The organism is Acidianus brierleyi (genome assembly GCF_003201835.2).
Lineage (GTDB): Archaea > Thermoproteota > Thermoprotei_A > Sulfolobales > Sulfolobaceae > Aramenus > Aramenus brierleyi.
The window spans coordinates 2,168,845-2,182,008 of the sequence record NZ_CP029289.2 but is presented as its reverse complement, the minus strand read 5'-3'; the positions used below and the strand labels follow the sequence as shown (position 1 = coordinate 2,182,008).

13 protein-coding genes and 1 CRISPR repeat array are annotated in these 13,164 nt (G+C 31.9%); of the genes, 7 read left to right on the top strand and 6 right to left on the bottom strand.

The window, feature by feature from the left end:
- From cas2 to DFR85_RS27970, 5 genes are all read right to left on the bottom strand, one after another.
- Positions 1-249: a CRISPR-associated endonuclease Cas2 gene (gene cas2 / locus DFR85_RS27990; RefSeq protein WP_110271118.1), complete on the bottom strand. Its 249-nt coding sequence runs from the start codon at positions 247-249 to the stop codon at positions 1-3.
- Positions 243-1,160: a CRISPR-associated endonuclease Cas1 gene (gene cas1 / locus DFR85_RS27985; protein ID WP_110271117.1), complete on the bottom strand. Its 918-nt coding sequence runs from the start codon at positions 1,158-1,160 to the stop codon at positions 243-245. Before cas1 ends, cas2 begins: the two co-directional genes overlap by 7 nt.
- On the bottom strand, positions 1,157-2,014 hold the full coding sequence (gene cas4a / locus DFR85_RS27980) for a type I-A CRISPR-associated protein Cas4/Csa1 (protein WP_246252887.1): 858 nt from the start codon (positions 2,012-2,014) through the stop codon (positions 1,157-1,159). The genes cas1 and cas4a overlap by 4 nt, the downstream gene beginning before the upstream one ends.
- 469 nt (positions 2,015-2,483) lie before the next feature.
- Positions 2,484-4,174: direct repeats of the CRISPR family, unit length 24 nt; unit sequence GTTAATCTTCCATAGAGTTGAAAG.
- Positions 4,175-4,236: 62 nt separating this feature from the next.
- On the bottom strand, positions 4,237-4,959 hold the full coding sequence (locus DFR85_RS27975; protein ID WP_110271116.1) for a zinc ribbon domain-containing protein: 723 nt from the start codon (positions 4,957-4,959) through the stop codon (positions 4,237-4,239).
- A gap of 462 nt (positions 4,960-5,421) precedes the next feature.
- On the bottom strand, positions 5,422-6,102 hold the full coding sequence (locus DFR85_RS27970; protein ID WP_110271115.1) for a carotenoid biosynthesis protein: 681 nt from the start codon (positions 6,100-6,102) through the stop codon (positions 5,422-5,424).
- A gap of 212 nt (positions 6,103-6,314) precedes the next feature.
- On the opposite strand from DFR85_RS27970, the gene csa3 reads away from it, so the two are divergent.
- The 7 genes from csa3 to csaX all read left to right on the top strand — a co-directional run bounded on the left by csa3 (position 6,315) and on the right by csaX (position 12,267).
- On the top strand, positions 6,315-6,944 hold the full coding sequence (csa3, locus tag DFR85_RS27965; RefSeq protein ID WP_110271114.1) for a CRISPR-associated CARF protein Csa3: 630 nt from the start codon (positions 6,315-6,317) through the stop codon (positions 6,942-6,944).
- 66 nt (positions 6,945-7,010) lie between these two features.
- Positions 7,011-7,382, top strand: a complete 372-nt coding sequence (gene csa5, locus DFR85_RS27960; RefSeq protein WP_110271113.1) for a type I-A CRISPR-associated protein Csa5 — start codon at positions 7,011-7,013, stop codon at positions 7,380-7,382.
- Positions 7,379-8,350, top strand: coding sequence for a type I-A CRISPR-associated protein Cas7/Csa2 (gene cas7a, locus DFR85_RS27955; RefSeq protein WP_110271112.1), 972 nt, complete (start codon positions 7,379-7,381; stop codon positions 8,348-8,350). Before csa5 ends, cas7a begins: the two co-directional genes overlap by 4 nt.
- Positions 8,343-9,074, top strand: a complete 732-nt coding sequence (gene cas5a / locus DFR85_RS27950) for a type I-A CRISPR-associated protein Cas5a (protein WP_110271896.1) — start codon at positions 8,343-8,345, stop codon at positions 9,072-9,074. Before cas7a ends, cas5a begins: the two co-directional genes overlap by 8 nt.
- Positions 9,043-10,566: a CRISPR-associated helicase Cas3' gene (gene cas3, locus DFR85_RS27945; RefSeq protein ID WP_110271111.1), complete on the top strand. Its 1,524-nt coding sequence runs from the start codon at positions 9,043-9,045 to the stop codon at positions 10,564-10,566. The genes cas5a and cas3 overlap by 32 nt, the downstream gene beginning before the upstream one ends.
- Complete coding sequence (locus DFR85_RS27940) at positions 10,563-11,270, top strand: CRISPR-associated endonuclease Cas3'' (protein ID WP_110271110.1); 708 nt, start codon at positions 10,563-10,565, stop codon at positions 11,268-11,270. Before cas3 ends, DFR85_RS27940 begins: the two co-directional genes overlap by 4 nt.
- Complete coding sequence (csaX, locus tag DFR85_RS27935) at positions 11,260-12,267, top strand: type I-A CRISPR-associated protein CsaX (protein ID WP_110271109.1); 1,008 nt, start codon at positions 11,260-11,262, stop codon at positions 12,265-12,267. The genes DFR85_RS27940 and csaX overlap by 11 nt, the downstream gene beginning before the upstream one ends.
- Here the strand turns inward: csaX and cas6 are convergent.
- Complete coding sequence (cas6, locus tag DFR85_RS27930) at positions 12,259-13,122, bottom strand: CRISPR system precrRNA processing endoribonuclease RAMP protein Cas6 (protein WP_110271108.1); 864 nt, start codon at positions 13,120-13,122, stop codon at positions 12,259-12,261. The genes csaX and cas6 overlap by 9 nt on opposite strands.
- Positions 13,123-13,164: the final 42 nt, after the last annotated feature.

Sequence of the window (13,164 nt, the reverse complement as noted above, 5' to 3'; positions counted from 1 at the left end):
TTACTCTCCTCTTAATACTATTCTTCTTTCCCAATCCCTAATCCCTAAAGTTACTACATGAATGACATCGTTAGAAGATTTTATGAAATCTTGACATATTCTTGTTAAGTCTTTGAATCTTTGGCTATCTATATCTCCTGAAAATGCGCTCTTTTGAATTCTTGAAAGTCCTATTTTAAAAAGTTCGTTTGATAATTTAGTTCTTTGTGTATCGTCAGTGATATCATAAATTACTATTACTCTTACCATCTTTGAACAAACCCTCTGAAGTTTTCTTTTCCTTTTAATGAGGATGACATCTTCATAGCATATACTCTTATGGTTTGGAGAAATGTTCTTACTTCACCATCTTCAGAGTCTTTTACGTTAGAGTTTAGCGTTGTATTAATTCTTTTTATTATTTCTTTTCTACTATCCGGAGAAAGTAAGCTGTCTCTTATTTGCGGTATATAACCTTCTAGTATCATGTTCATTAACGTAAAATCTACTACTCCTGGTTTAAACATTTCAGAAAAATCATAGACAAGACTTTCGTTACCGCTCCTATCTTTATGTATAAATCCTGCATAGGGATCTAAGCCTACCAAAGACAGAGCTTTATGGCATTCTGAATAAAGTATTGCATATGCATAATTTAGGCTTATATTGAAAACATCCTTAGAGTCATGATTTCTTCCTTCAAATCCTATTTTATTAGGAAGTAAGTCAGCTATCATACTCCAGTATATTCTGGCTGCTGTTGCTTCATTGTTAGTGTAATTCAAAATTTGAGAGAAATCTTCTCTTTTTATCTTCCTAGACCAATATTTTATATGACCTGCTTGATTCTCTACCTTTGCTCTTATTATTTCTTCTCCGAATTCCTTTCTACCTTGTAAAATAGCTATGTACTGGGCCTTTCTGTTTTCGACTGTCATAATAGGGTTAGAAAAACATATCCTAGCCCAATTCTTTCTATTATCAAGGAAAACCATATCTATGCCGTATTCCATTGCTAACCTTATTGCCTTTGATGAAATAGAAATTCCAGAGCTTATTATAACAAATTGGTCCACGTCTGCCGGGGATATGGTTTCCTTCTTTTCCTTGGAAGAGAGTATAAACATTCTACCCTTTACAGAAAGCTTTACACCGTAATTTGAGAGTAAAACAGACTTCATTTTCTGCACACCTCTATAAACGGACAACTATCTGGGCATGAAGCAGGCATTCCAGGATCCTTTTCACTTAATATCATATCAATTACGTCGTCTCTTCTATCGAGAAATTCTTTCCTTAAGTCAGAGGAAATATAAATAGCATTAGTTGAGATCTCTATACTATCTCTATTAAATCCATTTACATATATTAAAAATCCGTAATCTATAGGTATTTCCATGCTAGATTCTATGGCCAATGCGTATCCTACTACACCTAATTTGTGAAAATCTTCTTGCTTTCCCGTTTTTATCTCTATTATAGAAAAATCCGCTATAGCATCTATCGATAACCTATTTGAAAGGCCTAGCATAGATCCGTCTACTCTCACTTCGCTGAGCCAAGGTACTAGACCAATAGATTCTCCACCATAGGAACTTCTAGCCTTAGCCACTTCTGATAACCATAACATAGTCAAGTATTTATAGAGTTTTATACAATAATTTTGAAGATTTTGAGGGCATTCCAATTCTGGAGCTAAAGAATTAAAAGATTCTATAGGATCTTTCCCTAAAGATATTATGCTCCAAACGTCTTTTGATGCTTTGTAAAACACCTTATGAATAGCGGTACCGTTAATTATCTGGGGTTTTTCGTAATTTCCTTTAGATCCAGTTACTTTCCTAAGATAAACGTCTCTTTTGGTAGGACAGTAGGCATATGCTACATCTGAAATAGAAAGAGAAAGGTAAGCTCTAGGTTTTACTGGAGGACTGTAGTAGTACCATCCCCTTAATTCTTCTTGGACAGGATCAGTGGCTCTTATTTCGTGGAGGCTCTTCAACCCTCTTATCATGTCGAGTCTAGTCAACATCATTTACTTTTATGTTAATAGTAATCTAATTAGACAAACTACAATCAACTTTAGGTTAACTCCCGATTTTACAATTTATTTATTTTCAGTTATAACGCATTTATATCCATATTTATAACTTTTATTAATTAAATGCAAGTTTTCAATCGAGAAACTTCTATTTAGCAATAATAAGAATTTTAACTATTTTCATGTCTATATACTAATTTTTTCCTCTTTTTCTTTGTATCTTCATGATTTTTTCAAAAATCGGGAGATTCTTTCACTTTACGATAAAATTTTTTAACGTTCTCCAAATGAAGACTAAAAATTTCTCTTCATAAAAATCCCGAAATTACACGGGACAGACAAAAAATGAATAAAGAAAAAAGAAAATGAGTAAAAGATTAAAGAAAAAATATAAGGAAATAGACAAAGAAAACCTTAAATAATAAAAGAAGGAAAAAGAATAGTACAAGTATAAAAACATTCAGTTAATCTTCCATAGAGTTGAAAGGAATTAGAAGTTATGTTGGTAGGTTCTAAAACTCCAGAGTTAGTTAATCTTCCATAGAGTTGAAAGAATTCCTTAGCTATCTTCAGCCTAGTGTATCCGTTAATTAAGTTAATCTTCCATAGAGTTGAAAGTGACCTGTAGAAGAAATCCATACCTAAATCTACTAGGTCTCCGTTAATCTTCCATAGAGTTGAAAGTACAAGTGGAGAGCAGGGAGATCTACCCCAGGCTTAAACGCGTTAATCTTCCATAGAGTTGAAAGATTCCCATCTTGGGTTTTTTGACTGTGACATATTGCTCTCGTTAATCTTCCATAGAGTTGAAAGCGTGATTGTGCCTACCGGCAATAATTCGATATATCGGTTAATCTTCCATAGAGTTGAAAGTTGCTCTAACCGCTAAGGTGTCATACTCCATCTCATCGCAGTTAATCTTCCATAGAGTTGAAAGATACGCCCACCAGACGACACTACTTTTATCGACGTTCAGATGGTTAATCTTCCATAGAGTTGAAAGTATTTTTACGTTTAGTCGTTTGCTATTTTTTTATCGACTAGTTAATCTTCCATAGAGTTGAAAGTTTCGTTGCCTATAATAACCCTATTCGTCACGTTTAGTTAATCTTCCATAGAGTTGAAAGCAACCCCCTGTATTTGACATCATTCAGAAATACGTAATACTGTTAATCTTCCATAGAGTTGAAAGCATTAACTTCACTGCCATCTGCTTTTTATTACCCTTCAGTGTTAATCTTCCATAGAGTTGAAAGCTAATATAACTCTAGTTAAGAACTAGTTTAAAAAAATAAGTTAATCTTCCATAGAGTTGAAAGGGCTATGTTGATAAAGTTTCACCAACCGACATGGCACTGTTATTCTTCCATAGAGTTGAAAGTCATTTATGTGGAAATTGCTACCGTTATAGATCATCTTTTTGTTAATCTTCCATAGAGTTGAAAGATTACTGTGCTTTGTATTGGAAAAATATCAGCAAATGATAAGTTAATCTTCCATAGAGTTGAAAGAGGGCAATTTTTGCTATAGGACCTAGGGCAATTTCCGCAGTTAATCTTCCATAGAGTTGAAAGCTCGTTATAATTCAAAAGAATATCACTTGGACGGTTGACGGGTTAATCTTCCATAGAGTTGAAAGTAATACCAGTATCACTTTTCCATATCCCTGTTACGAAAATAGTTAATCTTCCATAGAGTTGAAAGAGTACTTTCCCTTCTTCCAAACGAAAAGACAACATAATAATGTTAATCTTCCATAGAGTTGAAAGGTTATTATATTTGTTACAGCGTCTAATACTTCTGGATTTGGTTAATCTTCCATAGAGTTGAAAGCATTCTCATTCCTTTCATGCATGTCATTCTCCTTCGCCATGTTAATCTTCCATAGAGTTGAAAGAGATAATTTATATGCCAGTACGCGGCAGATCTACGAATATCGTTAATCTTCCATAGAGTTGAAAGACTATGACGCCTACTACTACTACTACGAAATCTAAAGCATGTTAATCTTCCATAGAGTTGAAAGTCGAGATCTATAGAACCCGCTCCTTCCTGTGTGAAAGTGGTTAATCTTCCATAGAGTTGAAAGGTACAGGAAAACCCCGTCCCTCCTCCCGACGTGGAGGAGCCGTTAATCTTTCATAGAGTTGAAAGTGTGATTGTCATAAATCATGTCGAAAACTAAAATTGAAAAATAAATATAAAATATATAATGTCTAAATTAATGGTTTTAATAAGTCGACTATTTGGCTTAAATTAGACGAAAATCCGTTTATTCTTAAAGTGATTACATTTGATCCATGAATAGCCATTGCAATACTAGGAACGGGATATATGCCATAAACCGTTTTTACTGATCCTCCTGCAATATATACTAGTTTATAGTTCTGGTATGTTGCATTATTAATACTCATGTTGGTGAAAGACGACTCTTCCTCTATTGATGTGTAGAAGAATGAGAAATATTTTGATGCTACTGTGGTATTGGTGAAATTTATGTCGGCTAACTCAATATAATTTGTGGAATTCTTTTGTGTTAGTATCATTATTAAGGCCTTGGTACCGGCTAAGCCCGTAGAATTTACTGTTAGCACTGTTGAAGTTCCATTTAAGAATTTTATTGATACAGTATTATTAGAATTTATTATTTCAGTCCCGCTGTAAGTAGTGTTAACTATCCATTTTCCTCCATATGCTTTTTCTGCAGCCGAGGCTTCCGTATAAGTTGGATGGTGGAAAAATGAAGGTAAAAAAATGATTGCAGCTATTATAATTATTATGATTGCGGCTATTCCTATAATTTTCTTAGGGAATTTTGAAGAATTTGAAGGAGAAGGTGTTGGAACTGGAGGAGGTGAGGAAAAATCGTAATTGCAATTAACGCAAAACTGAGCATTATCATCGTTTTCTTTGCCACAAACTGGACAAATCTTAGTCATTGGTAAATCTTGTATTGATGATATTTAAAATCTCTGGATAGTAGTATTTTTTAAAAAAATTATATTTTAATTTTAATTTCATGATTTTATAGAAAATTTAATAGATATTTAGCAATCATAAAATTAATTTATAATAAATTAATATAATATATAAAAATAATTGTTATAAAATTAAATATTATTAATAGTAAATATGATTAAGTTATAGAAGTAATAATATCTGGTTAAAATAATAGACATAAGAGATTTTTCAATAAAACTATAATAAATTTGTTTTATATGCTACTTTATTTTCATAAATAATATTAAACTTACTTTTAATCAATCGATAGATTTAGAACTTACTTGATCTAACGTCCAAGATCTAATATAATTTAACCGGTCCAAAAACAATAACAAATTTAAAGGTAATGGATTATATTCTTGTGAAGTGAAAGAGTTTTTGTTAAGTTTTGCTTGTTATCAAATTGGCTGAATTCTTTTCGAAATATAGAATATTAAAATTGTCATTAATAAAGAAATAATTGTGGCAATAAGTAAGGGTTCTAACAATTTTAGTTTTGCGAAAATGAAGAATTTTAGAGAAAACAGAAAATAAATTATTGGAAAGGGATTTGTCTGTATTTTATTTTCTTTCATCTTAAATAAATTAAAAATGATAATAATCATAGATACTATATACCACCCTAAAAAATTTGTTAAAGGTATTCCGAACCAGTTTAATGACGAATATTCCCATGTCCAATAGTGGGCTGAAACCATGATTGGATCTACAGATAGGTCAATTATTACCATCATTAATGGGAATAATATTATTTTTAGATATTTTGGGAATTGCATTATGGGCAAATAAGATATAAATGAGATAATTCCCCATGCAAAAATTACGAATATTGGAACTCCTAGAATGTAGGGTGGAAAATTGTAATAATAATGACCAAAAGGTATACCGGTAGATACTCCAATCTTTTCGAAAATGAAGCCTATTAGCATTGCTGATAAAAATAGTCTAAATACTTCTTTTCTTTTTAACGATATTGTAATAAGGGCTAATATTGAGAATATAAAGAATAGAATTAAAATTCCGTCAAATATTATTCCTAAAGCCAATAGAATAAAGGAGATCCAGAGATATCTTTCCATAAAACATACTGTAGTAAAATAAAATTATTATTTACTATCCTCTTTCATGCTTTATGATTTACTTCAATTTCCTCAGGAAAAATGTTAACATATTTTAATCAAACTTAAGTTTAGAATTTATCTTGATCCAGTCTAAGGCTTAGTAAAATCCAACCATTAAGCAAAGCATTTTATAGCATCAAGCTTATTTTTCTTCTTTTATTAATTAAATCATGTCTCTTTTAGTTTCTTCTGTTGGTTTTGAGGAAAAGTTTTTGCTGAGAGCCTTTCTACGGAGAGGTAGATCGCAAATATCTGGAGTTTTACTAGTTAAACCTTTGGGAGATAATGAGAAAGTAAAGAAGGCAATTGACTCTTTTAATAATTTACTTAAAGAAGTATCAGTACAGTTAAATATTCTTGAAATAAATTATCTGGATTACGTATCTTCAGTCTCCTCTATTTCCAAATGGATTAAGTCTTCTAAATATACTTCGTTTGTTCTGAGTCTTTCTAGTGGTATGAGAATTGTGAATTTGGAAATTCTATCAGCTTTCTTAATTCTTGATTTAAATGCTGAAATTGAGGTTGAAGCTGAGAGTCTAGAGGGAGTAATTTCTTGGAGAATAGATGAAATGGTAAGGAAAGATTTTGAGGAGGACGACGTTAAAATACTTTTAGCTATTCATGAAGGTGAAAAAAGTGTGTCTGAAATTTCACGAAGAGTAAAAATACCAGTAACTACTGCGTGGAGGAAGGTGAATAAATTAGTAGATAATTATTATATAAAGAAAGAGGGAGAACAGCTTTCTCTAACTAAAAAAGGAGAAATATTCATTAGTATATATAATAATTTTTCATAATTCTGAAAAGACTTTCATCACCAAATATCATAAAAGCTTATATATTTCTTTATATAATTATCTCTCATGGATGAAGGTGTGTTGAAAAGAATAGCTAACCTTTTGGCAACATCGTCTTTATATACGGACTCTCCAACGCTCATAGACAGAATTGCAAATGCTTTATCAAAGGAAGCTATAACTAAAGTTTTAAATGATTCTCAAAGAATTATTGAAAGTGGAATTTCTAAGGGAGATATTTTCCAAAATAAAAAGGATGACCATCCTATAATATCTATAAAAGGAGAGAAAATGCTCTCAATTTATGGATATTTGCCAACAACTTCAGATATAGAGAATTTCCTACTAGAGGTCGAGAAAGATATTTATAATGCAAGAAAAGCAGGCGCCATAGCTATGTCTATTGTAAATCAAGCAAAATTAGGTGGGAATCAATGATTTCTGGAAGTTTGAGATTTTTAATAAACGTCGAGTCTCTCAATGGAGTAGAATCAGTAGGTAACTTAACAAGACATAGAACAGCTCCAGTAGTTGTACGGACATCTGATGGCGGATACGTTGTAAGATATGTTCCAGCAATCTCTGGAGAATCGATTGCCCATGCATATCAAATGGCTGTAGCCGATTTAGCTAAAAAAAATGGATTACCCGTATCTTTAAAAACTTACCAAGGGGAGCTTATAAAATTCTCAGACGATGATACGCTAAAAGAAGAAGGAATAAATCCACCAAAATCTGACAATGATGCAAGAAGATTCGAGGTAGACGTAATGCTTAAAGACGTTGTAGCAGATATTGGAGGATTTATGTATGCTGGTAAATATCCTGTAAGGAGATCTTCTAAGTTTATGGTAGGTTACATGATTCCAGTCCTATCTAAAGACGAGATACCTGCACAATTAGAAGCTCAATTTCACGTTAGATATTCCGTAGTTAGCTCCAAAGAGAAACAGGCTATATTTAACGTGGAAGTTGGATCTGCTCTTTACACTTTAAGTTTTTCATTAGACGATGAATTCATAGGGATTCCTTCTAACTATGGAGAGAAAGTAGACAAAGAAGATGAGCTAGTTAAAACTAAAGATCAAAGGAGAAAGGTGGCTATAAATGCACTTTATTCAATAATGACTGGATATTTTGGAGGAAAGAGATCTAGATTTTTGCCATCAATAGAACTAAAATCTGCAGTAGTTACGGTGAGTGATTTTCCATTTATTCCAGAGCCTGGACATTCAGAAGATTACATTAAATTAACGTCTGAAAGGATAGAGAGAGCAAAAACAATATTGAACGGTAGTTCTACGTCAATATACGCCATAAATAAAGAAGGTATTGATGTAGGAAAAGCTACTGTAGTAAATAGTCCAGAAGACCTAATATCATCACTTAGTGAAAATAATGAGTGAATTTTTTTATTCTAAGGTATACATAAAATTTCACTGGGGATTCTCTGTAGTTTCTCCATTATCCTCTAAATCGAAATCTGGTTTATTACTTCCTCCTCCTACAACCCTTATAGGCGCCCTATCATATGGCAAATTCAGGGGAAAAGATCTAGTAAAAATTGGAGGGAAAACATGTAGCCCTGCTAAAAACTTCGATAACATAATAGCTGCAGCTAGATATGAGGATAATTCTGCAGGAATTTATATAGAGGATATAGTCAGGAACGTTGTAACGTATTTCCAAAGACCTGAAAGAAGAAAAGAGAAGGCATATAGATACAATATTGTTCCTACTGGGAAAATATATTCTCCAAATGGAGAAATGATAGTAGTATTCATTACAGATAAGATTCAACCTCAAGAACTAGAGAAATTAAGTTGGTCCATAATTAGGATAGGCTCTAAGGAAGGAATAGTTAGTGTAGAAAATGTTGAGATTGGAAAAGCAAAAAAAGTTTCAGGTAGAGTTACTACAAAATATTATTTTCCAGCTACAGTCAAACACGATGCTTCACCATTCATAAAATATATAGATTTTTGGGAAGGAGGTCAGACATGGGGAGAGGAAGGAGAAAAGAAAACGTATGCAGTGCCCATATCCTCTTTTCCTTTGTATTCCGTGGAAGCAAAAGTAGAAGCGGAGGAGGCTTACGATGTTGGAGGAGAAATCGTCGTCGTTAACTAATTTAATGGATTATTATAATTATACTATAAACGCTTTGAATTTTTCAAGAAGATCTGGTATTGAAGATACAATTAAGAAAATAGAAGAGGGGAAATCTGTAATTTTTACTGCACCTACTGGATATGGAAAGACTACAATGACTGAAGTCTTAGCGTTAGCAGCAATTAAAGGAAATGAAGTCTTTGATAGGGTAATTCATGTTTTGCCCCTTAGGAGTATAGTTCAAGATTTGTATAGAAAATTACTAAAAAATTCTGAAAAATTGGGAATAGATAAAAGAGAGATAGCTGCCCAAGATATGGATTTTACCGATTCCCCATATTTTTTAAAGAAAGTAAACATTACTACTCTTGATACATTTATTCTCAATTTGTTTAAAGTACCAGTTGCAGAAATAAAAAGAGTAATAAAAGGAAATGGTTCTCATTTTGAGATTCCTAGAGCTATGATATATTCTTCGATAGTGATATTTGATGAATTCCATCTTTTCTCAGAAGAGGGTAGGCCTCTTACTTCTACCATAGCTTCTTTAAGGGCTTTAAACGATTTAGGTGTACCTTTTATAATTATGACTGCCACTCTTTCTGAAAATATTAAGGGACTTATAAAGAAGGAACTTGAAATAAACGGAAATTTATGTGAAGTAAATGCTAACGATTTTTCTATTGAAAGAAAGATAAGTATGGACTTTATAGATGACGAGAAACTAACCATTAACCAGCTCGTAGAAAAATTCCCAATAGATAAAAATAAGAAGACATTAATAGTTTTTAATACTAGAAAAGATGCGATAGAAGCTTACAAAATTCTTAAACATTTTAATCCTCTTCTTCTACATAGTAAATTCAATAAAATTGATAGGACTAAAAAAATAGAATCTATTGATGATTATAATTTAGTAATTTCCACTCAAGTTATAGAGGCTGGAATAGATAAATCATTTGATAGATTAATTACTGAGGCTGCACCAGCGTCAAGTATTATCCAAAGGGCTGGAAGAGTAGCTCGTTATGGAGGGTACGGTGAGGTTATAATTTTTCCATTTAGAGGCTACGTATATGATAGAGACGAAGTTAATGAAACATTAAATGAAATTAGAAAAAGAGGATCAATAGACCAAAGTTTAATGTCGGTTTCAAAAGGACACAGCGATCTAAACCCAATGTTATTGAAGTCACTTGAATTAATAGATGATAATGTATTGTTCTCATTAACTTCAAGGGATCTCATAGAGGAGGAATGTAATCTTACTAGGGAGGTATCACTGGTAATGGGTTTTCCGCCTGGATGCTATTCAGTAAATTGTGCAATTCCTCTAACGGAGGAGGAAGCATTAAAAGAATTAGAAAGCAATAAAAAAGTGATAAAAGATGGAAAGGAAGAATATTTAGATGCTATTCCAAGAAGAGATTGTATTTCAATATATTTCTTAAAGAAAGGAATTGATGGAATAGTAATAAAGGGATATGACGAAACAGGTGGTATATTATGAAACCTTGTGCATTTTCTAACCAGACTTTGATTGACCATTCTAAAGGTGCAGTAAACAAAGTGGAAAAGATATTTAATAATCAATATTTTATTGTAGCTAGTAAGAGATTATCTAAGATATATGATATTGACTGGAAACAATTGAAAAAACTTACAATTTTCCTAACAGCCTTCCACGATATAGGAAAAGCTGCGGAGTACTATCAAAGGCAATTTGACGATGAATGTAAACCAATTGGAAAAACTACGACTTTTATTTATCATGAAATAGGAGGATCTGTATTTCTCTTTAAAAATAATTGGAATAATGAAATTATAAAATTTTGGTCAGTCCTTACGATTATGAATCATTTAAACGCTATTAGAGGAATTCATACAATATCAGAGGTAAATTTAAGGAAAGAAATGCTCTATCTAAAGAAATATGGGGAAGTGTTAATTAACGAATTTGATAGAGATATGGAAGGAATAATAGATGGAAAACTGAATGTAAATGATTATGAAATGAGAGATTTTCAGCTAATGGTAGAATGGCTAAAAGCCTTTTCTATGAAGAAGAATATAGCAAAGGGATATATTTTTCTTTTAGCTCCACTAATAGTAGGAGATAATCTGGACAGTAATGAACAAAGGTCCGTAGATGAAGGATCCAAAGCTAAAAGTAGGTTTATAAAATCTCTTGAGGAGATGGAAAATGAGAGTTAAACTCTACGATATATTTGGAGATAATTATATAATAGCAGTAGCTTCGCTGGCTAAAGGCTCACGAAGACTTAAGGACGAAATAGAGATATCGGATGAAGAAGTAAAAAACGTTTCTAATATAGCATATCAAATAGCGAAAGCTAAAGAAGATTCTATACAAAAGAGAACTAAAAAACGCGTCATGTTGTTACCAATGAGTGGAAACGATAAGAAACCTTTCCAGTCAGTTTTAAAATGTTTTAATATACCCCCAGACTCTAATCTTTCAGAAATCTTAGAGAAAATAACTCCAGAGGAAAAGAAATGTGAAAAAGTTTCTGCTTTATCTTTCATAAAACCAGAATTATACGAATTTGGAAGGTATCCAGGTTACGTTGGAAATAGGAAAAACGATATTAAAATCGAACCTTCATATGTCATGTTATCAGTGGTAGGATGGACTTTAACTAGGTTAGGAGTTGCACCATTTTCTAGAGGAGAGAGAGTAGGAATACATTTATTTCCACAGGATATTGATTATAGTTTTACAGTTATACCGGACCTTTTAAAAGGAATAGATTATATTCCTGGATTTCAACCTTTAACTGCGTTTACTTTATGGCTTACGTATAAAATGGTGAGTACAAACGCGATAATAGATCAATCTAGAATGTATGTAATTTCTGACGCTGGAGGAATGAGTACTGCGTCTGTTGTAAGCGGATATAGCATAGGAGTTAAAAAAATTCTTGAAAATAAGATTTTTTATGAAAACATTTCTTACATGTTAAGAGATATAGCAGCAGATGCTCTAAATCCTGATAGTTCTACGAGGAGCTTTTCAATACAAGTATCAAATTTAATATACGAGGTACTTATGGGATCTAAAAGAAGGGAGGAACTTCTTTATATTTCAAATAGAGAACTAAATAGTTTAATTAACTCCAATATTAGTGAGAATGATAAGAAAATATATAAATATGCAGCAATAGTAAGTAATAAAATATATTCAAGTTAAAACTTTTTGCCCTTGGTTTAGTATTTTAACTATACCTAAACCAATTCCTCTAGATCTTCCTATACCCATTATTGATGCTAATCCTAACAGACGTTCCATAATTCTAATATAATTTCTATAATGAGTAACTTTATACTTTGTCCAACCTATAAAGCCCCTAGCTTCTCTTAGATTATCGTGACTATCTTTTCCTAAAATTACTGTAATAGGTTTAATAGAATATCCCAGCTCTGTAAAAATAACATCAGATATTCTGCCTATCATGTATGGAGTCCAATCTAAGTCTCCTTTTATTATCTTTTCCTTAGGTTCAGCAATGGAGTTCCATAAACTAGTAAGAAACGAAAATATTAGAGAAGGTTGAGGAATAAGCTTATTCATTGCTTTAATATTTTTTCTTTTTAATGGAGGAGGAAGCATATATTTGTTCGATAATAAGGTTGGAGTTTCAAACCGTATTACAAAGAAATCATTAATTTTAAAACTAAGATTTATCATCTCTTTTACTTCTATTTGATTAAGCGTAATATAAAATTTTCCATAAGGAGTATCTTGAATTTCGTCTATATAAAAAATACTTGGGTCTATATCTTGAGTGGAAAATGAGAGATGAAATGACATTTTCGTACCAGATTTTGCTACATTTACTGGAGAGTTTGGAATAGAATAAAGATACTGTCCATCTCTTTTTAAGGGAGAAATTGTCAATCCCTTATACTTAGTCTTATTTCGAATTAAAGGAGATATAGATGGTGATTTTTCTAGAATATATTTAGGTACCTTTGACGTTAATGGAGGTAATATACTATCTTTCTCTGGAACGATATCATATGTGGCAGATAATAAAAATGTCATAAAATAATAATGATTGTAAAGATTAAAAATTTGAACTAAAAT

What these genes read in the sequence shown, in the direction of transcription:
- csa5 (WP_110271113.1), top strand. Translation starts at nt 7,011, where the DNA reads ATGGATGAAGGTGTGTTGAAAAGAATAGCTAACCTTTTGGCAACATCG.
- DFR85_RS27975 (WP_110271116.1), bottom strand. Translation starts at nt 4,959, where the DNA reads ATGACTAAGATTTGTCCAGTTTGTGGCAAAGAAAACGATGATAATGCT.
- DFR85_RS27970 (WP_110271115.1), bottom strand. Translation starts at nt 6,102, where the DNA reads ATGGAAAGATATCTCTGGATCTCCTTTATTCTATTGGCTTTAGGAATA.
- cas6 (WP_110271108.1), bottom strand. Translation starts at nt 13,122, where the DNA reads ATGACATTTTTATTATCTGCCACATATGATATCGTTCCAGAGAAAGAT.
- cas1 (WP_110271117.1), bottom strand. Translation starts at nt 1,160, where the DNA reads ATGAAGTCTGTTTTACTCTCAAATTACGGTGTAAAGCTTTCTGTAAAG.
- cas2 (WP_110271118.1), bottom strand. Translation starts at nt 249, where the DNA reads ATGGTAAGAGTAATAGTAATTTATGATATCACTGACGATACACAAAGA.
- cas4a (WP_246252887.1), bottom strand. Translation starts at nt 2,014, where the DNA reads ATGATGTTGACTAGACTCGACATGATAAGAGGGTTGAAGAGCCTCCAC.
- DFR85_RS27940 (WP_110271110.1), top strand. Translation starts at nt 10,563, where the DNA reads ATGAAACCTTGTGCATTTTCTAACCAGACTTTGATTGACCATTCTAAA.
- csa3 (WP_110271114.1), top strand. Translation starts at nt 6,315, where the DNA reads ATGTCTCTTTTAGTTTCTTCTGTTGGTTTTGAGGAAAAGTTTTTGCTG.
- cas3 (WP_110271111.1), top strand. Translation starts at nt 9,043, where the DNA reads ATGTTGGAGGAGAAATCGTCGTCGTTAACTAATTTAATGGATTATTAT.
- cas7a (WP_110271112.1), top strand. Translation starts at nt 7,379, where the DNA reads ATGATTTCTGGAAGTTTGAGATTTTTAATAAACGTCGAGTCTCTCAAT.
- csaX (WP_110271109.1), top strand. Translation starts at nt 11,260, where the DNA reads ATGAGAGTTAAACTCTACGATATATTTGGAGATAATTATATAATAGCA.
- cas5a (WP_110271896.1), top strand. Translation starts at nt 8,343, where the DNA reads ATGAGTGAATTTTTTTATTCTAAGGTATACATAAAATTTCACTGGGGA.